Source organism: Flavobacterium sp. YJ01, assembly GCF_029320955.1.
Lineage (GTDB): Bacteria > Bacteroidota > Bacteroidia > Flavobacteriales > Flavobacteriaceae > Flavobacterium.
Genome location: NZ_CP119757.1, coordinates 2,060,704 through 2,082,464, shown reverse-complemented (window position 1 = coordinate 2,082,464; position 21,761 = coordinate 2,060,704). Strand labels below are relative to the sequence as shown.

At 34.1% G+C, this 21,761-nt stretch carries 19 protein-coding genes and 1 pseudogene; 4 read left to right on the top strand and 16 right to left on the bottom strand.

Translation table 11 applies throughout. The annotated features are described in order from the left end of the window. The first annotated feature begins 4 nt into the window (after positions 1 to 4). Entirely contained in the window at positions 5 to 865 is an 861-nt protein-coding gene (locus P0R33_RS09140; protein ID WP_276175141.1) for a helix-turn-helix domain-containing protein, read from the top strand. Between the two features lie 162 nt (positions 866 to 1,027). Here the strand turns inward: P0R33_RS09140 and P0R33_RS09135 are convergent, their stop codons facing one another. From P0R33_RS09135 to P0R33_RS09120, 4 genes are all read right to left on the bottom strand, one after another. After that, a complete protein-coding gene (locus P0R33_RS09135) occupies positions 1,028 to 1,561 on the bottom strand; it encodes a YceI family protein (RefSeq protein ID WP_276175140.1) in 534 nt (177 codons plus the stop codon). A 250-nt stretch (positions 1,562 to 1,811) separates the two neighbouring features. After that, a complete protein-coding gene (locus P0R33_RS09130) occupies positions 1,812 to 2,528 on the bottom strand; it encodes a pirin family protein (RefSeq protein ID WP_276175139.1) in 717 nt (238 codons plus the stop codon). A 530-nt stretch (positions 2,529 to 3,058) separates the two neighbouring features. Further along, complete coding sequence (locus tag P0R33_RS09125; RefSeq protein ID WP_276175138.1) at positions 3,059 to 3,418, bottom strand: hypothetical protein; 360 nt, start codon at positions 3,416 to 3,418, stop codon at positions 3,059 to 3,061. A gap of 6 nt (positions 3,419 to 3,424) precedes the next feature. After that, positions 3,425 to 4,906 (bottom strand): XRE family transcriptional regulator, encoded by a 1,482-nt coding sequence (locus tag P0R33_RS09120; RefSeq protein WP_276175137.1) that lies wholly within the window; start codon positions 4,904 to 4,906, stop codon positions 3,425 to 3,427. A 197-nt stretch (positions 4,907 to 5,103) separates the two neighbouring features. Here P0R33_RS09120 and aceB point away from each other — a divergent pair, with 197 nt between their 5' ends. Beyond that, complete coding sequence (gene aceB / locus P0R33_RS09115) at positions 5,104 to 6,705, top strand: malate synthase A (protein ID WP_276175136.1); 1,602 nt, start codon at positions 5,104 to 5,106, stop codon at positions 6,703 to 6,705. A 237-nt stretch (positions 6,706 to 6,942) separates the two neighbouring features. Beyond that, positions 6,943 to 8,223, top strand: a complete 1,281-nt coding sequence (aceA, locus tag P0R33_RS09110) for an isocitrate lyase (protein ID WP_276175135.1) — start codon at positions 6,943 to 6,945, stop codon at positions 8,221 to 8,223. A 192-nt stretch (positions 8,224 to 8,415) separates the two neighbouring features. Here aceA and P0R33_RS09105 read toward each other — a convergent pair whose 3' ends face one another. The 9 genes and pseudogenes from P0R33_RS09105 to P0R33_RS09065 all read right to left on the bottom strand — a co-directional run bounded on the left by P0R33_RS09105 (position 8,416) and on the right by P0R33_RS09065 (position 17,682). Then, complete coding sequence (locus tag P0R33_RS09105; RefSeq protein WP_073407828.1) at positions 8,416 to 8,991, bottom strand: Crp/Fnr family transcriptional regulator; 576 nt, start codon at positions 8,989 to 8,991, stop codon at positions 8,416 to 8,418. Next, the gene (locus P0R33_RS09100; RefSeq protein ID WP_276175134.1) at positions 8,991 to 9,311 is read right to left on the bottom strand and encodes a DUF6370 family protein; all 321 of its coding nucleotides are present in this window, start codon (positions 9,309 to 9,311) and stop codon (positions 8,991 to 8,993) included. Before P0R33_RS09100 ends, P0R33_RS09105 begins: the two co-directional genes overlap by 1 nt. A gap of 3 nt (positions 9,312 to 9,314) precedes the next feature. Then, positions 9,315 to 10,487, bottom strand: a pseudogene (purT, locus tag P0R33_RS09095) (formate-dependent phosphoribosylglycinamide formyltransferase); the annotation flags it as partial. 473 nt (positions 10,488 to 10,960) lie between these two features. Then, complete coding sequence (locus P0R33_RS09090; protein WP_276175133.1) at positions 10,961 to 12,829, bottom strand: U32 family peptidase; 1,869 nt, start codon at positions 12,827 to 12,829, stop codon at positions 10,961 to 10,963. Between the two features lie 127 nt (positions 12,830 to 12,956). Further along, on the bottom strand, positions 12,957 to 13,733 hold the full coding sequence (locus tag P0R33_RS09085; protein ID WP_276175132.1) for a hypothetical protein: 777 nt from the start codon (positions 13,731 to 13,733) through the stop codon (positions 12,957 to 12,959). 52 nt (positions 13,734 to 13,785) lie between these two features. After that, positions 13,786 to 14,376 (bottom strand): hypothetical protein, encoded by a 591-nt coding sequence (locus P0R33_RS09080; protein ID WP_276175131.1) that lies wholly within the window; start codon positions 14,374 to 14,376, stop codon positions 13,786 to 13,788. A 134-nt stretch (positions 14,377 to 14,510) separates the two neighbouring features. Then, positions 14,511 to 14,966, bottom strand: coding sequence for a PA2169 family four-helix-bundle protein (locus tag P0R33_RS09075; protein ID WP_276175130.1), 456 nt, complete (start codon positions 14,964 to 14,966; stop codon positions 14,511 to 14,513). A 351-nt stretch (positions 14,967 to 15,317) separates the two neighbouring features. After that, complete coding sequence (locus P0R33_RS09070) at positions 15,318 to 16,508, bottom strand: pyridoxal phosphate-dependent aminotransferase (protein WP_012023823.1); 1,191 nt, start codon at positions 16,506 to 16,508, stop codon at positions 15,318 to 15,320. Positions 16,509 to 16,584: 76 nt separating this feature from the next. After that, complete coding sequence (locus P0R33_RS09065) at positions 16,585 to 17,682, bottom strand: acyl-CoA desaturase (protein ID WP_276175129.1); 1,098 nt, start codon at positions 17,680 to 17,682, stop codon at positions 16,585 to 16,587. Between the two features lie 107 nt (positions 17,683 to 17,789). Here P0R33_RS09065 and rsmG point away from each other — a divergent pair, with 107 nt between their 5' ends. Beyond that, on the top strand, positions 17,790 to 18,419 hold the full coding sequence (rsmG, locus tag P0R33_RS09060; RefSeq protein ID WP_276175128.1) for a 16S rRNA (guanine(527)-N(7))-methyltransferase RsmG: 630 nt from the start codon (positions 17,790 to 17,792) through the stop codon (positions 18,417 to 18,419). A gap of 70 nt (positions 18,420 to 18,489) precedes the next feature. On the opposite strand, the gene P0R33_RS09055 is transcribed toward rsmG, so the two are convergent. The 3 genes from P0R33_RS09055 to apaG all read right to left on the bottom strand — a co-directional run bounded on the left by P0R33_RS09055 (position 18,490) and on the right by apaG (position 21,721). Then, the gene (locus P0R33_RS09055) at positions 18,490 to 19,221 is read right to left on the bottom strand and encodes a hypothetical protein (RefSeq protein ID WP_276175127.1); all 732 of its coding nucleotides are present in this window, start codon (positions 19,219 to 19,221) and stop codon (positions 18,490 to 18,492) included. Between the two features lie 269 nt (positions 19,222 to 19,490). Continuing rightward, entirely contained in the window at positions 19,491 to 21,116 is a 1,626-nt protein-coding gene (pruA, locus tag P0R33_RS09050; RefSeq protein ID WP_276175126.1) for an L-glutamate gamma-semialdehyde dehydrogenase, read from the bottom strand. Between the two features lie 218 nt (positions 21,117 to 21,334). Further along, positions 21,335 to 21,721 (bottom strand): Co2+/Mg2+ efflux protein ApaG, encoded by a 387-nt coding sequence (apaG, locus tag P0R33_RS09045; RefSeq protein WP_110348906.1) that lies wholly within the window; start codon positions 21,719 to 21,721, stop codon positions 21,335 to 21,337. Between the last annotated feature and the right edge of the window lie 40 nt (positions 21,722 to 21,761).

The following is a 21,761-nucleotide window of genomic DNA, read 5'->3' as shown; positions in this document are numbered from 1 at the left end:
TTTTATGAAGCGATATCCAATTTATAGTGTTCAGAATTTTAGCTGTAATGACATTCATCGTGATTTTTATGTGAATACTTTTAAAGAACATTTAAAAAGCCACAGTTTTGTTGAAGAACCGCATCGGCATGATTCTTATTTAATGGTATTTTTTACAAAAGGATCGGGATTGCACGAAGTTGATTTTGATCAGTTTGATATTAAAAGAGGAAGTCTTTTTGTGCTTCAACCAGGACAAATGCATCATTGGAGTTTATCCGAAGACATTGAAGGTTTTGTAATTATCTTTTCGCAGGAATTGTACAATTTGTATTTCGGACAAAAAAATATAAACGATTATAATTTTTATCATTCCATTCATAACCGACCAGAAATGGTTTTTGAAGAAAAGGAAATCCCGAAAATCCAGCCTTATTTCGATTTGCTGATTCAAGAGAGTATTCAAAATAATAAATATCAATTAGATAAACTGTTGAATTTATTGGATTGCATTCACATTGAAGTAGCAAGAAAATATGGAGAAACTTATTCGCATCAAACGCATTCGTACAATATAAAAATCAACAAGTTTGAGTCACTTTTGGAAGAATATTTCAGAACCGAAAAATTGCCGTCTTTTTATGCCGAAAAACTAAATATAACGCTGAAACATTTAAACAGAATCTGCAATGAAATTCTCCAAAAAACAGCTACAGAAGTTATTACAGACCGAGTAATTCTAGAAATTAAAAGAATGCTGATCGATAAACAATTAGCCGTAAACGAAGTAGCTTTCAAAGTTGGTTACGAAGACTATTCCTATTTCTCCAGATTCTTCAAAAAACAAACGGGATTATCACCAACAGAATTTCGAAATATAAAGTAAAAAAGGGCTACGACTTCGCTCAGCCTGACATACGATATCTTAAGAGTACGATTGTCAGGCTGAGCGAAGTCGAAGCCACGCTCCTAAAAGGAAAAAAGCCTGCACTCCCGAGAAAAAGTGCAGGCTTTTTTACCAACCAAATTAAAACCTATTTTTAAAGTATTAAGCTTGTTTTACAAATTGTAATTCAATGTTTAAGCGAACTTCTTCTCCAACCAAAACACCACCAGTTTCAAGAGCTGAGTTCCAGTTTAAACCCCAATCTTTACGATTAATTTTTCCTTCTATGCTTAAACCTACTTTTGTATTTCCCCAAGGATCAGTTAAGATTCCGCTATATTCTACAGGAAAAGTTACGCTTTTAGAAACACCTTTAATGTTTAAATCTCCAGTAATTTCATAGCTTCCTTCGTTGATTTTTTTGAAAGAAGAAGCTTTGAAAGTTAGTTTTGGATGATTTTCAGCATCAAAGAAATCGCCACTTCTTAAATGTCCGTCTCTGTCTGCGTTTGCAGTATCGATTGAAGCGACATCAGCAGAAAATTCGATTGCTGCATTTTCGAAGTTGTCTCCGTCTGTAGTGATTGTAGCGTCGTATGTTCCAAATTTTCCTGAAACATTAGTAAACATCATGTGTTTAACTTTAAAACCAATTTCTGAATGTGTTGGGTCAATTGACCATTTTGTAGTTGCCATAATTTTATTTTTTTAATAATTAATTTATTTCATTTTGATAGGACAAAGTTACGATGACAGTTGTCCTGAAGCACTTAACCTAGATTAAGAAATGAAAGATTTAGATTTCTTTAAAGAAACTTATAGCTATAAATTTAAGTTTTCTTTTTCGGTTTAGTGTAAAGTTTAAGTAAAAAAAGAAACGATAATAATCTGATTTCCAGATTTATTATCGTTTCAGCGTTACAGGTATTAATTGTTTTTGTTTGAATTAATAATTCATCGGAATGTCCATTAATAAAAATTCAGCATCTGTGTTTGCTGTAATATTCAAAACATCAGTTCCTGAAATTCCAACTGCATCACGAGAATTTAATTCCTGACCGTTGAAGGTTACATTTCCTTTCAAAACGAAAGCGTAAACTCCGTTTCCTTCTTTTTTGATTTTATATTCTGCAGTAACTCCAGCATCAAAATTACCCATATTAAACCACGCATCTTGGTGAATCCAAACTCCTTCATCATCTGCATTTGGAGATAAAACTTGTGCCAATTTATTATGTCTGTCAGCAACATCCAAAGTAATCTGCTGATAACGTGGTGTAACATTTCTTTTATTTGGAAACAACCAAATCTGCAATAATTTAGTTTGCTGATCTGCATTTGGGTTAAACTCGCTATGTTGAATTCCTGTTCCTGCACTCATAACCTGAATGTCACCATTTTTGATTACTTCAGTGTTTCCCATGCTGTCTTTGTGAGCCAAATCACCTTCTAATGGAATCGTAATAATTTCCATATTATCGTGAGGGTGAGTTCCAAAACCCATTCCGGCAGCAATTGTATCATCGTTCAAAACACGAAGCGCTCCAAACTGAATTCTATCTGGATTGTACCAGCTCGCAAAACTAAAGCTATGATAAGCGTTTAACCATCCGTGATTTGCATTTCCTCTTGATTCTGCTTTGTGCAATACTATATTTTCCATGATTTTGTCTTTTATTGATTTTGATAGTACAAAGATACGGTCGATGTAAACGAAAAGCACTTAATGTAGATTAAGAAAAGATTCTGAGGTTCTAAGTGGCTGAGATGCTAAGTTTTTTTTTGGAGCACAAGTATCATTTTCAGAAGACGTTTAGTCCCGCTATTCGTTTCAATCTTTTGTGTCTCATTAAAGGAACGAGAAACAAAAGGATTTCCACTTCTATCGGGGCTATGCGAGAAGTTTTATTTTTATAAGAAGGTTCAAAGGCACAAAGTTACAGAGGTTCAATGGTTTTACCTCAAAGTAACCAAATGGTTTGTCATTTCGACGAAGGAGAAATCTTCGCAAGTAACTCTACAAAGATTAGAAATTACAATGTTTTTTACCTCAAAGTAACCACATAATTTGTCATTCCGAGGAACGAGGAATCTCCCCCAAGTGGCTCGACAAAGATTGGCGACATACTGTGGGGGAGATTCCTCGTTCCTCGGAATGACAAAAAAAAGGGTGTGGTAAAAGACCGAAATAAATTATTTAATCCTAATCAATTTCCCTTTCCCAACAACTTCATCAAGATAATTCGCAGCAGAACTTTTCTTATCATGCATAAAAAAAGGAATTGTATCTTTTGTAATTTGATCTTTCGGAATGCTTATAATCAAATCAGTATTGATAAAATTATCTAACAGTATTATATTTCCATAAGAAACTTTTCCTTTTGGCAGGTATTTGTTGTCAAATGCAAAAATGCTGTCCTTGAAAGTAATTTTATCTTTCTGTATATAAGTGCCTTCATCTTCAATCAAATAATTATAACGGCCAGTAAGTTTGTCCGTTTTCTGACTGAAGTTAATAGTAAGCAAAGTAAAAAGTAAGGCAAAATATTTCATGGCACTCTAACTATATTGATTCATAAATTGCTGAACAACAGCATCCGTATTCTCATGGCGTTTCTTTCTTTCTAAAACAATTGGCGGAGCAGCTCTTTCTAAACAATCCTGAACAGCGCAAGTTTCGCAAGTTACGCCGACAATTCTTTTTACTAAAGGTTTTCCTTCAATAAATTTGAACTTCTTTTTCATTGTCGGATTGATTAAAATTCCAACCGAAATACTTCGGATGGTATCATGTAAAAAAGGATCTTTTGTGGCCGATGAAAAAACTAAATATTCGTTTCCGCTATTCGCATAACTTGAAATTTGAGCATCAAAAAAATGAGATTTATTTTGTTTGATGGCTTCATCAATCGTTTTTACCGAAACCCATCTTCGGCAATAATGTTCGTTGGTTTCGTTGGCGTGCGGTTCCTGTTGATGCGTAATATGTAATTCTTTATTAATTTGGTAAACATCAGAACCAATTCGGTGAGATAATCTTAAGAAAAAGAGGTTTTTTAGCTGAAAATCTTTTGGCAATAAATTGGTCAATCGCTGATAAAAAGATTCAGGCGAAACTTCAAAACTTTCAATTAATTGAACAAATTCTTCCGGTTTCGGATTTTCATTTTCTAAAAAAAAATTGATTTTATCCACCACTAATTTTCTCGGCAATAATAAAGCACCAGCAAAATAAGAAGCATAAAAGTTGTGCAAAACCTGATCAAAATTTTCAAACTTAATCCAACTGAAAGTCAATAAGCGATCGGAAATTTTTAGATAATTATAAGCTATTTCTTTAGCTAAAATAAAAGCTTTTTGCGGAGCGTCAAGTTCGGTAGAAAGTAATAAAGTTTTGCTTTTAGGAACATAAATCGAACGAAGATCACCCAAAGCTTCTTGATCTGTAAAAGCAATTTCTTTAATGTTGTATTCGTATTCTTCTTTTAAAATTGCTTCCAGTTCTTCAATACTGATTTTAGAATCCAGGTTGATTTGAAACGACTTTGAAAATGCAATTACTTTTTCTTCTAAATCTTCAAAATAATTGCTATGCGCTTCCTGATATGAACGCAAAGCGGCCAAAAAGAAACTTTCGCGGCTTAAATTATAATGCTGTGCAATTTCGATAATCGTACTAATAAAAGCATTGACTTTTGCAGGAGCATTAGCAATAATATCAATTAAATCGGCTTCCTGAATTCCGAAAAGCTCTAGCGGAATTTCTTTTAAAATCCCAGATTTCAAGATTTCGCCAATCGGCGCGAGGTTATTGTCAAGTTTTAAAGACACCATTTGGTCGTAAGTCACGTCCAAATGTTCACAAAGAAGCAGAATTTTATCTGTTTTGGGATATTTTTTTCCCTTTTCAATCTCGTTTAAATACGATTTTGAAAGATTGGTCAGTTTGGCCAAGCCAAAAAGAGACAGATTTTTTTGCGTTCTGACTTGCTTCAATTTTAATCCGAAGATCAGCTTTATATAGTCTTTTTCGATATCCATGAACCAAATATAGGTATTCTAAAAATAATCGCCAAAAAATTATTTTTCATTTTTAGCGAACGTTCGCTTGTTTTGTAAAAAACTTTTTTCTAATATTGTGGTGTAGAAAATATTAATTATCAGTTTGTTATGTATTTGTGTTTTTGAAAAACATAAAATCGATTCAATTGCTGCTAATGAAATTAAAAACCACAGCTATGAAAAACCAATTAGAAATTACCGAAACGGCAATGGAATTTTTAGCCGAAAAGAAGCTTCGTTATCCAAAAATCTGGACAGAAGAAGCGATTGTTTTTATAACTGAATTGCATAGAAAATTCGAATCACAGCGAAAACTATTGCTTTTACAGAGAGAACAAAAACAAGTCACTTTTGATCAAGGTATCATGCCGGTTTTTATTCCTGAAACTAAAAACATCAGAGAAGGAAATTGGACAGCTTGTGAAATTCCGAAAGATTTATTGGACAGAAGAGTGGAAATTACTGGACCCGTTGATCGTAAAATGATCATCAATGCTTTGAATTCTGGTGCCAAGACTTTTATGGCCGATTTTGAAGACAGCACTTCACCAACCTGGCAAAACTTGATGGACGGACAGGTAAATTTGATTGATGCGGTAAACAAAACGATCACGTTTACTGATTTGGTTAAACAGAAATCGTATCATTTAAATGAAAAAATAGCAACGTTAATTGTACGTCCGAGAGGTTTGCATCTGCCGGAAAAACATGTTCTAATTGAAGGAAATGAAGTTTCGGGTTCTTTGATAGATTTTGGGTTGTATGTTTTTCATAATCATAAACGACTTTTAGAAAACAATTCTGGACCGTATTTCTACATTCCGAAATTAGAACATTATCTGGAAGCGCGTTGGTGGAATAATGTAATTGATTTTACAGAAGATTATCTAAATCTAAAACGAGGAACCATTAAAGTAACGGTTTTAATTGAAACTATAACGGCAAGTTTTCAGTTGGACGAAATTATTTACGAATTGAAAGAACATATCGTTGGCTTGAACTGCGGGCGTTGGGATTATATTTTCTCTTACATCAAAAAGTTTAGAAAAAATCCAAAATTCATTGTTCCTGATCGTGATCAGGTAACTATGACTTCGCCTTTTATGAATGCCTATTCAAATTTGGTAATCCAAAGATGTCATAAAAGAGGCATTCATGCGATTGGCGGAATGGCAGCTCAAATTCCAATCCGAAATAACGAAGAAGCAAATGCAATTGCTTTCGCAAAAGTAAAAACGGATAAAGAACGTGAAGTTAGAAATGGTCACGACGGAACTTGGGTAGCGCATCCGGATTTAGTTGCAATTGCAAAAGAAATTTTTGATAAAGGAATGCCAACTCCAAATCAGATTCACATTAAAAGAGAACATCGAAAAATTACAGAAGCCGATTTGATTGAACCACCAATTGGAATCATTACTGAAAATGGCGTTCGAAAAAATATAAATGTTGGAGTATTGTATTTGGCTTCATGGCTGAACGGGCAAGGTGCCGCCGCATTGCACAATTTGATGGAAGATGCCGCAACGGCCGAAATTTCGAGATCGCAATTATGGCAATGGCTTCAAAATAAAGTGATTTTGGATAATGGACGAAAATTAGATTTGGCTTATTATCACAAATTGGCTTTAGATGAATTCAGAAAAATCAAGGAAGAAATAGGAGAGAAAAATTATGAAAAACAACAATTTCCACTAGCCGAAAAAATGCTGGAAAGATTAGTAGTAAACCTGCACTTTGTGGATTTCTTGACGATTCCGTGCTATAAATATTTATAATTTATTTGAAACACATAGAAACATAGATTTTAATTTTTTCTTTAAAAAGGAAAAAGAAAAAAACTAGTTTTTCACACATAGTCCCGAGGCTTCGAGATGTATTGAAACAAGTGAAACGCCTTTAGCCACAAGGATTAACTATGTTTCTATGTGTTTAAAAAACGTATCCGGTTAAAAACTGAAAACTTTTAACTGTGAACTGAAAACTATTCTTTACTAACCACTTAAACTATACTTATGAAAACAACAGAAGACAGAATTCAGGAATTGGTTAATGATTGGATTACGAACCCGAGATGGAAAGGAGTTGAGCGTCCTTATACTGCGAGCGAAGTAGTAACGCTTCAGGGTTCTTATAAAATTGAGCATTCTATTGCAAAAATGGGAGCTGAGAAATTATGGAGAAAGTTAAAAAGTCAGGATTATGTTGCGGGTTTGGGAGCGTTGACTGGAAATCAGGCGATTCAGGAAGTTGATGCAGGTTTAGAAGCGATATATTTAAGCGGATGGCAGGTTGCTGCTGATGCAAATCTGGCCGGAGAAATGTATCCTGACCAATCGCTTTACCCAGTAAACAGCGTTCCGATGGTGGTAAAAAAGATCAACAACGCTTTATTGCGTGCCGATCAGATTCAGATTGTAAATAATATTGGAGATAAAAAAGATTATTTAGTTCCGATTGTAGCTGACGCTGAAGCAGGTTTTGGCGGGAACTTAAATGCTTTCGAATTGATGAAATCTATGATTGAAGCAGGAGCTTCTGGAGTTCATTTTGAAGATCAATTAAGTTCTGCTAAAAAATGCGGGCACTTAGGCGGGAAGGTTTTAGTTCCAACGCAAGAGGCGATTAATAAATTAATTGCGGCACGTCTGGCTTCAGATGTTATGGGCGTTTCAACTTTAATAGTTGCTCGAACAGATGCCGATGCAGCTAATTTACTAACAAGCGATGCGGATCCAAGAGATAGAAAGTTTTTAACTGGAGAAAAAACTGCCGAAGGTTTCTTCTATGTAAAAAACGGAATTGATCAGGGAATTGCAAGGGGTTTAAGCTATGCACCTTATGCTGATTTAATTTGGATGGAAACCAGTAATCCAGATTTAGATTATGCAAGAAAGTTTGCAAAAGCAATGAAAAAAGAATTTCCAGATAAAATGCTGGCTTATAATTGTTCTCCGTCTTTCAATTGGGCAGCAAAATTATCAATTGACGAAATGGAAACATTTAGAGAAGATTTAGCAGCAATGGGATATAGTTTCCAATTCATTACTTTGGCAGGATTCCACGCTTTGAATACAAGTATGTTCGAATTGTCTAAAGCGTACAAAGAACGCGGAATGGCTGGATATTCTGAATTGCAGGAACGCGAATTCGCTTTACAAAAAAATGGATTTAGAGCAGTAAAACATCAAGCTTTTGTAGGAACTTCTTATTTCGACGCCGTTCAAAATACAGTAATGTTAGGAAAATCAGCCATAACAGCAATGAAACATTCTACAGAGGTTGAGCAATTTTAATTCAAAAGAAAAGCCACTTCATTGAACTGGCTTTTTTATAGCCACAGATTTCACAGATTAAAAGGATTAAAAAAATGTTGCCACGAATTACACAAATTTTCACAAATTAAATTAAAATGAAATTCGTGAAAATTTGTGTAATTCGTGGCGAAAAAAAATCCTTCTAATCTGTGAAATCTGTGGCTAAACCTTTTATTTCTTCAAAAGCCTAGCTTTCATTTTGCTGAAAAATTCGGGCGTTACGCCAATGAAAGAAGCGATTTGTTTTTGAGGAACTTTGTGAACCAATGTTCCGTATTTTTTAGTGAATTTTTCAAAGCGTTCTTCCGCAGGTAAACTCAAATTATCCATTAATCTCTGCTGATTTGCAACCAATGAATTTTCAATTAAAATTCGAAAAAATCGCTCCAATTTTGGAATTTCAAGATACAATTGTTCTTGATTTTCTTTCGATAACGAAACTACTTCGGCTTCTTCCAAAACTTCAATAAAAAGCTGTCCTGGTTTTTGCGAAAAAAAGCTGTACATATCGCTCATCCACCAGCCTTCGCAAGCAAAAGAAAGAACATGTTCTACAATATTATCGTTGATATTGAAGCTTCTCAGAATACCTGAGTTTACAAAATACGAATGTTTACAGACTTCGCCAGCGTTCAGTAAAAGTGTTTTGGCTTTGTAAGTATTGGTTTCTAGTTTAGATAAAAAAAGTGCCTGTTCTTCTGGTGTCAGAGAAACGTGTTTAGCAATGTTTTCAAGAATTAATGCCATTATTTTTTATCATCGATTAAAGTGAATGAAGTAGCGATAAATCGGTTTCCTTTGATTTCTCCCGTTACCGAAGCTTTTCTGATAGCATTGCAGAATCCATCTTCAGCATGTGCGTCACCATGTTCGTCAATTTTTGTTCCATCAACGAAATACGATTTTCCATCAATACGAACTGCTAAATCACAGCTTTTGCCTTTCATTCCAAATTTACATTCTCCGCAAGAAGCTTCTACAATGGTTGGTTTGTCAAATTTCTTTTTGGTCTGAGCTTGTACCGCGATTCCAATAAAAAGGAATGTGGCTAATATTATATTTTTCATAATTTAAGAATTTACAGTTATTAATTTTGCTGTTTCTTTGGCGCGTTCTGTTACTTCTTTAATTGGGGTTGAAAGTACATCATGACTTAAAACAACACCCATTCTGCGATACGGTCTAGAAGTTGGTTTTCCGAAAATTCTAAAATCAGTTTTGGGTAAAGCGGCTACTTTTTCGATTCCGCTAAAAGTTGAATTTGTTGAATCTTCCAATGCTAAAATTACAGCACTTGCTCCAGCTTTTTCTAAAGTAATTTCGAAAATAGGAAGACTTAAGATTGCTCTTAAATGCAGTTCAAATTCGTTGAAATTCTGCGTTCCTGCCAAAGTTACCATTCCGGTATCATGCGGACGTGGAGAAAGTTCAGAGAAATAAACGCCTTCTTTGGTTAGGAAAAATTCAACACCAAAAAGTCCGGCACCGCCAAGTGCTTCGGTAATTTTTTCGGCCATATCCTGAGCTTCGTACAAATCTTTTTCTGAAACTAAAGCAGGCTGCCAGCTTTCCTGATAATCGCCTCTTTCCTGTCTGTGTCCGATTGGAGCACAAAATAAAGTTGGATTATTATTTTGTGTAATCGTTAAAAGTGTAATTTCAGAATCAAAATCAACAAAAGCTTCAACAATCACTTCAATAACATCACCACGCGAACCTGCAACGGCATATTGCCATGCTTTTTCGATATCGCTTTCTGTTTTGATTGTTGATTGTCCTTTTCCTGATGAAGACATTAAAGGTTTCACTACGCACGGAATTCCAACTTCCTGAACAGCTTTTTGTAGTTCTTCTGCGGAAGTTGCGTATTGGTATTTGGCTGTTCTTAATCCGAGTTCTTTCGAAGCCAAATCGCGGATTGCTTTACGATTCATAGTAAAGTTTGCCGCTTTCGCTGAAGGGACAACAGTAATTCCCTGTTTTTCGTAATCGTAAAAACGCTCGGTACGAATGGCTTCTATTTCAGGAACGATAAAATCTGGTTGGTGTTTGGCTACGATTCGGTCAAGGGCCTCGCCGTCAAGCATGTTGATGACTTCAAATCCGTGTGCAACTTGCATTGCCGGTGCGTTTTCGTAACTGTCAACTGCAATTATGGTTTGTCCGATTCGTTGTGCGGCAATGACAAATTCTTTGCCCAATTCGCCTGAACCTAGGAGTAGTATTTTCATTTTGGAGTGTTGTAATGTTTGAGTAGTAAAAGTAGCGAAAAAGCTTTTTTTAACCGCAAAGTTCGCAAAGAATTACACGAAGAACGCAAGTTTTTTGTTCTTAAGTTAAAAAAGGAGCCCAAAGAATTTCTCACGCAGATTTTGCAGATTCGGCAGATTTTGATCTAATTGAAATTTTAATTTTAAGATAAAGTAACCGCAAAGTTTGTCATTTCGACGAAGGAGAAATCTCCACAAGTGGCTCTACAAAGATTGGCTTATTGGAACGGAGCTACTTGCGAAGATTTCTCCTTCGTCGAAATGACAATATTGAGGAAATTGTAATAGCAAAAATTCTTATGGAACCGTTTGCTTGAGGGATAGAAGTGGAAATCCCACAGCCTGACGAAGGAAGTGCGAGGACTTGTAACGGATGGCCCGATTCGCCGCGGCGAAACACGCCCAAAATAAAAAAACCGACACTTTAAAAGTATCGGTTTTGTATATTAATGAAAATGATCTTCTTCAATCTCAAATTCAGCATCTTTTTCCCAGATTTCCATTTCGCAGGGTTTGCAGTTGAATTTTAGTTTGTATTCCAATTCTCCCTGTTTTAATACTAATGGTTCTTTTACCTTAACACCTACGATGTCTTTCTGGTGTATCGGACATTTTTTCAACTCGTATTTAATGCAATATTTGGTTGTCATTACACGAGATTTTCCTGGATCCCATTGTAATTCGAATGCTTTTTCGATTTCGGTTACACCGTGGCGTTCGTAGAATTTACGAGCCGTTTTGTTCGAAACGTTGTACATGAAATCCAGTTTGGTTTCTGGATACGGATGTGACGTTTTTACCAATTGATGTTCTTCACGAACGTAATTTGCCAAACGAATTTCTGATAATTGTTCGAAAACATTTCTTCTCATTTCGTTGATTTTTGAAATAGGAAGGAACCAGTTTTCAGAGAACATTATATTGATTTCATCGGCGCTGTAAGGTGTAAAACCTGTTTTTGCCAATTGAACTTTGATGTTTTCTTCGATTGACTCACCTGTTTTCGTTTTCTCTTTCGGGTGCTCTAATTTTATTGTACTTACGTTTCCGTCTTCGTCGGTTGCAATTAATTCAAAACCGTTTTCGTTTTCGGTAAGTAATAAAGTTGTTCCAATTTTACGGATGGCACTGTCTTCTCTTTCTACAATTTTAATGAAGGCAGCGTCGTTATTTCTATAGATGAAAGTTCCGTCTTTTATTTCTTTAAGAACGTTTGGATAAACTTTTCCGTTTTCGGCTTTGTTTACATAGATTCCATCAGCTTCATTATTTTCGTTGATGAAGCAAAGTCCGTCACCGTTATTTAATAATTCACCGTTTTCGATTTCGTAAGCATTTCCAACAGTTCGGATTAATTTTCCAATATATTGACCTTTTGATTTCGGACTTTCCCAAGAACCAATAGAACTATGTCTTTCGTTGACGAAATAATCCGTGTAACCGCGGTTGAAAGTTCTGCTTAAAGTAGAATCAAAAGTATACGTACATTTTCCAGAAGAAGCTTTTGTGTATTTATCACTTCCTTCTAAATAACTGTCTAATTTTTGACGTAAATAAGAAACGTTGTTTTTAACGTAAGCAACGTCTTTTAGCCTTCCTTCGATTTTGAAAGAAACAATTCCAGCTTCAATTAAATTTGGGATCTGATCAGAAACATCTAAATCTTTAATCGAAAGCAAATGACTATTTCTGATTAAAGTATCTCCGTTTCCGTCAATTAAGTTATAAGGCAAACGACAGTTTTGTGCACAAGAACCACGGTTGGCGCTACGTTCTCCGTTTGCTACACTCATATAACAGTTTCCGCTGAAAGAAACACATAATGCTCCAGTTACGAAAAACTCTAATTCAACATCAGCGTGGTCGTATATTGTTTTAATTTGATGCAGATTCAATTCGCGTGCTAAAACGACACGCTTGATTCCTGCATCTTTAAGGAATTTAATTTTATCTGCATCACGGTTATTAGCTTGTGTACTGGCGTGAAGTACGATGGGAGGTAAGTCCATTTCCATAATCGCCATATCCTGAATAATCAATGCATCAACACCAATATCGTACAACTCCCAAATCATAGCGCGGCAAGTTTCTAATTCGTTGTCGTACAAAATGGTATTCATAACCACAAAAACCTGAGCATTAAATAAATGCGCGTATTTTACAAGCTCAGCAACATCTTCGATTGAGTTGTTGGCATTAGAACGTGCTCCAAATTGTGGTGCACCAATATATACTGCATCGGCACCACTATTAATGGCTGCGATTCCTCCAATTAAATCTCTAGCAGGAGCTAATATTTCGATTTTCTTCTTCATTTCTAAAACTTTAGACTTTTGTGGTATTCCCGAAAAAAAGTGTGCAAAGGTCTAATAAATTATTCGAGTTTGCTAGTGATGAAGCGATTTTTTTGAAATTGTTAACTTAATATGGAATGATGATAATTTATTTAAGATATTTTATAGTTCGCGACGTTTCGGATTGTTTAGTGAGTTTGCCATCTCTTATTACGGAATATTTTTCTTTAATCCAGTTTCCAAATTTGTCGTATGATATCTCTTTTTCGTAGTTATCTGATTTAATTATATCGCCATGTTCGTTTACAATATCATTAGGGTTCATTTTTGATGAATCAATAATGCTTGTTTGTGAACTAACTAATTCATCATTTTTATTGAAGTATTTAGTAATCACTTTATTTTTATCGTAATCATATTCGTTTTTTTCTTTTCCAATAATCTCTTTCCCGTTGAAATTTATTATCTCAATAGGATCTCCTTTATCATTATTAATGAAATTAGTGCTCCTAAAATTTTGCCCTTTTTGATTTTTGTCTGAAGCATTTGTTAAGAAACCTTTAGAGTCGTAGGTATAAATTGCTGTTTCGATTGAATGACCTAAATACCTGTGCCAATTCTCTAATTTTCGGGCTAAACAAAGTGTTCCAGTGCTGTCATAAATTCGAGTTAAGCGTTGTTTTAAATTATTGTCTTCATCATATCGAAGTTCAGCAATAACGTTATTTTGAGTATTATAAGATGTTATTTCTTTGGTGCGCTCTATAGTGCCACTGCGATTATAAAAAGTTCTATTTGTGACAGTTTCAGAAACTAGTTTGCTTGAATGAAAATCAGGATTTTTTTTATTTAAAGAAGTTTGAGTGCTCTGAGAATAAGTATTAATCTTAAAAGACAAGAGTATAATAAAAAGTAATTGTTTCATATTTTGTAAATTTTAAAATAGTACTGGACTTTATTTAAGATTTATTTTTAAACTAATCTAAAGGAAAGTTATATCCAACTGCAAATACTCCAGTTGATTGTTTTGCACTTGGATGAAAATACCCTGAAATCCCGATTTCAAAATTATTATGCCTGCCTACTGCCAATCCGATACTAAATGGAATATGTAATAAAATAGTGCTTTTACTAAAATTAACTTTTGGTGTAAAGGTTTCGAATTTGCCTATTGAAGTTCCAATACCTCCTTCTATAAATGGTGCAACCCATGGAATTGGAGCGCAAAAACGAACTTTTCCTCCCATTAAAAAAGCATTAGTTGTTACTTTATATTGAGGTTGATTTTGTATATTTTGATTTTTGTCAACAGATTCAAAAATGCCACCAGCGTAAGGTCTTATACTAAACCACGATTTTAGTCCTATAATATACTCACCCTGAAGATAAAGTCCTCCTCCCATAACATCAACTTCATCTTGACTTCCATAATCTTCAATGTAGTAAGAACTGCTAGATCCATAACCTATTGAGGCTTTGATGAAATTGCCAGATGTTTGTGCTTGTGTTAATGAAGAAAATAAAATTGCGAATAGTAAAATAATATAACAGCGTAAAGTTAATGTCATATGGTTTTTTAGTTTTTTGGTTGCGAATTGGTTGAAACGAATGTAAGATTTATTTTCAGTTTAACAAATAAAAAAAACTGCTCAATCCGAAGACCGAGCAGTTCTCAAAAAAAAAGCATGAATCGATCGATCGATTAATTCACTCTCATTTTAATTTGTGATAAAGTATTTTGAATACTGTTTAATTGTTTAGAAACAACATAAACTTGGCTGTGTTCCAATTCATTTTCTTCGAGTGCTTTTTTGTATTTTTCAATTGCAGCTTCTTCTCCTGTAATGCAGGCATTAATGATAGCTTCTGTATCGCCTCCTGTAAATGATGATTTGATATCAATCCAAGTTCGGTGCAAAGCTCCAAGTGGTCCGCCACCAGAAGTTTCTGTTGATTTCCCGAGTTTATTGATTTCGTCTTGTAATTCAACAATAAATAAAGCTCTTTCTCGTGCATATTCAAGGAAGTCAGTTTTCATTGCTGGGTTTTCTACATGCTCGGCTGCATTTGTATATCCTAGTTTTCCATCTTCAAGAATTGAAATTAATCCTTCTAGAGTTTTAACTGCTTCTTTTGTGGTTTCATCTGTATGTATCATGACGTAATAGTTTTTAAATTAATACATTACAAAGTTGGTGATTTCTAAAGCATTATGTCTTACAGGATTATAGTTGAGGTTTTACAATATTGTAGAATGGGAATTTTGTAATTTTTTTGTTTCACGCAGATTTAGCAGATTTTAGCAGATTTATTTCTTTTGAAAATGAATTTTTCTTGTTTAACGTTTTGCGTGAGGGATAGGAGCGATATCCTTTTATGGCGGGGTTCGCCATAAAAGATATAGCGGATAGCCCGGCCGAAGGACACGCCCATAAAAAAAACAGCTTAAAGTATAAAAGTGATGAAACTTTTGAACCTTAAGCCGTTTTTATAAAAACTTAGAATATTGTTATGCAGTCAAAGCTTCTTTGATTCTGCGTAATGCTTCTTTTAAAATATCGTTGCTTGTTGCGTAAGAGAAACGAATACAGTTTGGATTTCCAAAAGCGTCACCCGTTACTGTTGCAACGTTTGCTTCTGCCAAAAGATACATTGAAACATCGTTTGCATCTTTGATTTCGTGTCCTTTTAAAGTTTTTCCAAAGAAAGATGAAACGTCTGGGAATACGTAAAAAGCTCCTTCTGGAACGTTGATTTTTACTCCTGGAATTTCTTTTAATAATCCGACAACTAAATCTCTACGTCCGTGGAAAGCTTGAACCATTTCGTTTAATACGCTTGGATCTGCATCTACAGCTGTAATTGTAGCTCTTTGTGCAACTGAATTTGCTCCAGAAGTTACTTGTCCTTGAATTTTTGTACACGCTTTTGCGATGAATTCTGGTGCTCCAATATAACCAATTCTGTATCCTGTCATGGCAAATGCTTTTGCAACTCCGTTTACTGTGATTGTTTTTTCTAACATTCCTGGGATAGAACCGATACTGCAGAAAGTTCCTGAGAAATTGATGTGCTCATAAATTTCGTCTGCAACCACGTAAATATTTGGGTGTTTTTCTAAAACTTTTGCAAGTGCTGTTAATTCTTCTCTGCTGTAAACAGATCCAGATGGGTTACATGGAGAAGAAAACCACATCATTTTTGTTTTAGGTGTGATAGCCGCTTCTAATTGTTCTGGAGTAATTTTGAAATCTGTTTCAACAGAAGTTGGAACTTCAACAGGAACTCCGCCAGAAAGTTTTACGATTTCGAAATAAGAAACCCAGTAAGGTGCTGGTAAAATAACTTCGTCACCGTCGTTTAACATTACTTGTGCAATGTTGTATAATGATTGTTTTGCTCCTGTAGAAACTACAATTTGAGATGGTTTGTACTCTAAATCATTGTCTCTTTTGAATTTTCTGCAGATAGCTTCTTTTAAATCTTGGTATCCATCAACTGGAGAATAGGTGCTGTAATTATCGTCGATTGCTTTTTTTGCAGCTTCTTTAATAAAGTCTGGTGTATTGAAATCTGGCTCGCCTAAACTTAAGCTGATAATATCTTTTCCTTGTGCTTTTAATTCTCTTGCCAAAGCGGCCATTGCTAATGTTTGCGATGTCGCAAGATTGTTGATTCTGTCCGAAAGAATATGATTCATTATAAAAATTTTGAATGTCCTTAAATTTGCTGTGTTGTTTAAGGAAGGTTATTATTAATAGATTTTTTTTTAGTTTTTAAACTGATAACTCTGGTTTCATTCCCAATTCACGTAAATGTTTGAAGTGAGCTACAATGGCACTTCTCATTGTTTTGTATTCGTAATATGGTAAATTGCATTCTTTTGCAGTTTCTTTTACGATTTTTGCAATTTTACCATAATGAATGTGACTAATATGTGGGAAAATATGATGCTCGATTTGATGGTTTAATCCGCCAGTGTACCAATTTACGATTGCATTTTTTGGTGCAAAATTAGTTGTAGTGTACAATTGGTGAATAGCCCAAGTATTATCCATTTCGCCTAAATCATTTGGAGTTGGATTTGTGGTATGATCAACAACGTGTGCCAATTGAAATACAACACTTAATATTAAACCAGTTGTATAATGCATTACAAAAAATCCAAGAAGTACTTTCCACCATGTAATTCCGATTAACATTGGTAAAACAATCCAGATTGAAACATAAATAATCTTGGTAATTATTAAAGTTGTCCAAAGAATTTTTGGGCTTTTTGGTTCTCCGTAAGATAATTTTCTTTTTAGGTAATTACGCATTTGTTTGAAATCGGTTGTAATTGCCCAGTTGAAAGTTAAAAGACCATATAAAAATACAGAATAATAATGCTGAAAACGGTGAAAACTATGCCATTCTGCATGTTCTGTAAAACGGATAATTCTCCCTGCGTCTAAATCTTCATCGTGTCCAGGAATATTTGTATAAGTATGGTGTAATACATTATGTTGTACTTGCCAGTTATAAACATTTCCAGCCAAGACATAGATAGTGCCTCCCATAAATTTATTAATCCAGTTTTTATTAGAATAAGAACCGTGATTTCCATCGTGCATTACGTTCATTCCAACGCCTGCCATTCCGATTCCCATAACTATAGATAAAAGTAACATTACCCAAAAAGGCATATTAAGTGTAAGAATCAAAAAGTATGGCGTAAGGAAAACCGCAAAAAGAATAACAGCTTTTAAATGTAACTTCCAGTTTCCAGTCTTCTGAATGTTGTTCTCCTTGAAGTAATTGTTTACCCGTGAGTTAAGTGTTCTGAAAAACTTCAGATTGTCTTGCCTAGCAAAAATTGGAGCGTTGTTATTCATAATTAATTTAAATAGTTTTCAAAGGTAATTATTATAAATTTTCAATTTGCAAAATTGAGTTAAATATTTCAATCGTAAAGTAGTACTTTTGTTAAAAATTTACAGCAATGGATGAGATATTGAAATATTTTCCTGATTTGACCGATCTTCAAATCGAACAATTTCAAAAATTAGACTTTTTATACCACGATTGGAATGAAAAAATCAATGTGATTTCACGCAAAGACATTGATTCTTTATATACAAAACATATTTTACATTCGCTAGGAATCGCTAAAATTATGAAGTTCGAACCTGGAACAACTGTTTTAGATGTTGGAACTGGAGGCGGTTTTCCAGGAATTCCGTTAGCGATTCTTTTTCCTGAAACGCGTTTTTATTTGATTGATGTTATCGCAAAAAAAATAAAAGTAGTGCAAGGTGTTGCTGATGCATTAGAATTAAAGAACGTAAAAGCAGAACAAAAACGTGCAGAATTGGTAAAAGGTGACTTCGATTTTATTGTAAGCCGTGCTGTAACCAATATGCCAGATTTTGTTTCTTGGATTAAAGATAAAATCAAAAAACAGCATAAGCATAAACTAAAAAATGGAATTCTTTATTTAAAAGGTGGTGATTTAGCCGAAGAATTAAAAGATTTTCCAAGCGCTACTTTATACAATTTGACAGATTATTTTGAAGATGAATTTTTTGAAACTAAAAAAGTGGTACATCTTCCTTTAAAGTTTAAGCCTTAGATTTTATATAACAACCCGATCATAAATTTTTTGATCGGGTTATTTTTTGAATTAAAATAAACAATTGCAATTAAGATGCTTTTTTTGAAAAGTTTAAAAAAGAATTTGCTTTATGATCTAAATTGTCAATGAAATTATGAAGCGCATTTTCTGAGGCGTCGATTGTATAATTAAATTCAGAGTCAAAGAAATATTCGCGAGAGATTACAGGTTCATTTGACGAATCATAGATAGCTTCGTCAGTTTCATCCAATTCGCTATTTTTATATGAATTTGGATGTGTATGCATTAAATCTGAAATAATTTCGCTAAACCAATTATCAAATTTTTTCTTTCTAGGTGTAATATGTCTAGCTAACAAAACCAATCCCACAAGTTCATTTTGTAAATAGTGAGAGCCTTTTCTGTATCTCACATCAATCATTCTTACATTCATTAAAGCAATCCATAAAGCTCCATTTACAGAACCAGTAGCTGGTGTCTGAAAGTCTGTGTCAAATAATAAAGGATTTGTTTGTTCTTTGTTGTTAATAGAGCACCATAATGCTTCGATACGTTTTTGAGTATCGTTTGTAGCTTGAGTGTATCCTGTAAAGCGCCAGTAAATCCATTCTAACAAAGCAGCCGTTAAACCTATAGAACCTTTATGGTTAATTTGCTTTAGTATATTTTCTAAATCGTCATTTCCTTCAATTGGATCTAGCAAATCATTTATTTTCTTTTTTGTCCATTTATAGTTAATTGGATGTCCAATACTTTTTGATTCCATTATTACTTTTGGAACATTGTTTAAATTTCTCATGTCTTATATTATTTTATTTTTTTCAACTTATTTAATAAGACAAAATTATAACGATGAGGTTATCAAAATGGGAACTAAAAGTCTAAAAAATAACAGAATAAGGTTTTTGATTTACCTAAAGTATTGGTTTTTAGTAATATAAGAAAAGTATTACAAAATATAATCATAAGTGCATGGAATATAAAAGCAAAAAGCCGAATCTAATGAAAGATTCGGCCTTTTGTATGTCGACAGGTCAAAAAACTTGAAACCTGAAACTTCAAACAAAATTATCCTAAGAAAGGATATCTGTAATCTTCTGGAGTTACAAAAGTTTCTTTGATAGTTCTCGGAGAAGCCCAACGTAATAAGTTCAATGCAGAACCTGCTTTGTCGTTAGTTCCAGAAGCTCTTGCTCCACCAAATGGCTGCATTCCAACAACTGCTCCAGTTGGTTTGTCGTTGATGTAGAAGTTACCAGCAGAGTTTTGCAATTTAGTTGTAGCAACTTCAATAGCATAACGATCTTGGCTGAAAACTGCTCCAGTTAAAGCATACTCAGAAGTAGTATCAACTAATTCTAAAGTTTCTTCCCATTTAGCATCTTCATAAACATAAATAGTAATAACTGGTCCGAACAACTCAGTTTCCATTGTAGTATATTTTGGGTTTGTAGTTACAATAACAGTTGGCTCAACAAAATATCCAACAGATTTATCGTAATTTCCTCCAATAATAATTTCTGCGTCAGCATCTTTTTTAGCTTGGTCGATATAACTTGCTAATTTATCAAAAGAACCTTCGTGAATAACTGCTGTAATAAAGTTTCCAAAATCTTCTGGAGAACCCATTTTCATAGATTTTACATCAGTAATCAATTGTTCTTTTACAGCTGGCCATAAACTTTGCGGAATATAAGCTCTAGAAGCAGCAGAACATTTTTGTCCTTGAAATTCAAAAGCTCCACGTGTAATTCCTGTAACTACTTGTTTTACGTTTGCGCTTGGGTGAGCAATGATAAAATCTTTACCACCAGTTTCACCAACGATTCTTGGGTAAGTTTTGTAATTGTGAATGTTAGCTCCAATTTTTGCCCAAATATCTTTAAATACGTGAGTTGAACCTGTAAAGTGAACACCAGCAAAATCACGGCTTTCTAAAACAGTATCTGTAATCATTAATGCGTCTCCAAAAACTACATTGATAACTCCATCAGGAACTCCAGCCTCTTTGAATACTTCTAAAATAATTTTTGTAGAAAATACTTGACTATCACTTGGTTTCCAAACCACAACATTACCCATCATTGCGGCACTTGCAGGAAGGTTAGCAGCGATAGCTGTAAAGTTAAAAGGAGTAATTGCATAAACAAAACCTTCTAAAGGTCTGTATTCTACACGGTTCCAAACAGTAGAATCTGATTTTGGCTGATCGTTGTAGATTTGAGTCATAAACTCAACATTGTAACGTAAAAAGTCGATTAATTCACAAGAAGCATCAATTTCTGCTTGGTGAATATTTTTAGACTGACCGATCATTGTTGCTGCATTAATACGAGCTCTATATGGTCCTGCAATAAGTTCAGCAGCTTTTAAGAAAATAGCAGCACGTTGTTCCCATGCCATATTTGCCCATGCTTTTCTTGATTCAAGTGCATTTGCAATTGCTTTTTCAATATGTTGTTTTTCAGCCAAATGATATTTTCCAACAACATGCTGGTGATCATGTGGCGCGGTAATGTTTCTTGTGTTTCCAGTTCTAATTTCTTCGCTTCCAATATGTAATGGAACGTCAATTTGAGAATTCCACATTGTGGTGTAAGCTGCCTGAACAGCTGCTTTTTCTGGCGAGTTCGGTGCGTAGCTTTTTACAGGCTCGTTTACCGCTTTTGGTACATGAAAGAATCCTTTTAACATGGGATAAATTATTTTAAAATTACGATTTGTTTAATTTTTTACAAAAGTACAAATGATAATTTGAATATATCACAATACAATATTAAAAAGTTGTATTTTATTGTACAACAAGTTTATGTTGACTATAAATTAACAAATTGCTTATACAAAAGATTACTCTTTTTGAAAAAAGTTAAGATAAACGGAATAATAAAAAGAAACTGCTGCTTAACTAAAAATTAGTTTAAGGCAAAAGGAGCGCACATTCTAAAAGTAGGCACAATTACTTTGAATATTTTTGTAGTAGTAAAATTGATCATATTAAAATGACCTTTCATTGCTCCATAAGGAGATGATAATAAACAGCCAGAACTGTAAGTGTGATTTTCTCCAGGTTTTAAAACTGGTTTTTTGCCAATTACACCTTCGCCATCTACAACTTCTAAGTCATTAAGAGAATCGAAAATTTCCCAATGACGCGATGTTAACTGAACAGAATCTTTACTATGATTTTCGATTGTAACTACATAACTAAAAGCAAAATGAATCTTGTAGTTTTTGAAGTAAGTGCCTTCAAAACTAGTCAAAACTGATATTTTTATGCCTCGTGTTATCTGAGAAACCATACTAACGCAGTATATATGTGAGTGTTATAGTGGCAAAGCT

Bases quoted from the DNA above. Each gene is read 5' to 3' on its own strand.
- pruA (WP_276175126.1), bottom strand. From the start codon at position 21,116: ATGTTAAAAGGATTCTTTCATGTACCAAAAGCGGTAAACGAGCCTGTA.
- P0R33_RS09080 (WP_276175131.1), bottom strand. From the start codon at position 14,376: ATGACATTAACTTTACGCTGTTATATTATTTTACTATTCGCAATTTTA.
- P0R33_RS09130 (WP_276175139.1), bottom strand. From the start codon at position 2,528: ATGGAAAATATAGTATTGCACAAAGCAGAATCAAGAGGAAATGCAAAT.
- P0R33_RS09065 (WP_276175129.1), bottom strand. From the start codon at position 17,682: ATGAATAACAACGCTCCAATTTTTGCTAGGCAAGACAATCTGAAGTTT.
- apaG (WP_110348906.1), bottom strand. From the start codon at position 21,721: ATGGTTTCTCAGATAACACGAGGCATAAAAATATCAGTTTTGACTAGT.
- P0R33_RS09135 (WP_276175140.1), bottom strand. From the start codon at position 1,561: ATGGCAACTACAAAATGGTCAATTGACCCAACACATTCAGAAATTGGT.
- P0R33_RS09120 (WP_276175137.1), bottom strand. From the start codon at position 4,906: ATGGATATCGAAAAAGACTATATAAAGCTGATCTTCGGATTAAAATTG.
- P0R33_RS09070 (WP_012023823.1), bottom strand. From the start codon at position 16,508: ATGAATCATATTCTTTCGGACAGAATCAACAATCTTGCGACATCGCAA.
- P0R33_RS09125 (WP_276175138.1), bottom strand. From the start codon at position 3,418: ATGAAATATTTTGCCTTACTTTTTACTTTGCTTACTATTAACTTCAGT.
- aceB (WP_276175136.1), top strand. From the start codon at position 5,104: ATGAAAAACCAATTAGAAATTACCGAAACGGCAATGGAATTTTTAGCC.
- P0R33_RS09105 (WP_073407828.1), bottom strand. From the start codon at position 8,991: ATGGCATTAATTCTTGAAAACATTGCTAAACACGTTTCTCTGACACCA.
- aceA (WP_276175135.1), top strand. From the start codon at position 6,943: ATGAAAACAACAGAAGACAGAATTCAGGAATTGGTTAATGATTGGATT.
- P0R33_RS09055 (WP_276175127.1), bottom strand. From the start codon at position 19,221: ATGAGAAATTTAAACAATGTTCCAAAAGTAATAATGGAATCAAAAAGT.
- P0R33_RS09100 (WP_276175134.1), bottom strand. From the start codon at position 9,311: ATGAAAAATATAATATTAGCCACATTCCTTTTTATTGGAATCGCGGTA.
- P0R33_RS09075 (WP_276175130.1), bottom strand. From the start codon at position 14,966: ATGATACATACAGATGAAACCACAAAAGAAGCAGTTAAAACTCTAGAA.
- P0R33_RS09140 (WP_276175141.1), top strand. From the start codon at position 5: ATGAAGCGATATCCAATTTATAGTGTTCAGAATTTTAGCTGTAATGAC.
- P0R33_RS09090 (WP_276175133.1), bottom strand. From the start codon at position 12,829: ATGAAGAAGAAAATCGAAATATTAGCTCCTGCTAGAGATTTAATTGGA.
- P0R33_RS09085 (WP_276175132.1), bottom strand. From the start codon at position 13,733: ATGAAACAATTACTTTTTATTATACTCTTGTCTTTTAAGATTAATACT.
- rsmG (WP_276175128.1), top strand. From the start codon at position 17,790: ATGGATGAGATATTGAAATATTTTCCTGATTTGACCGATCTTCAAATC.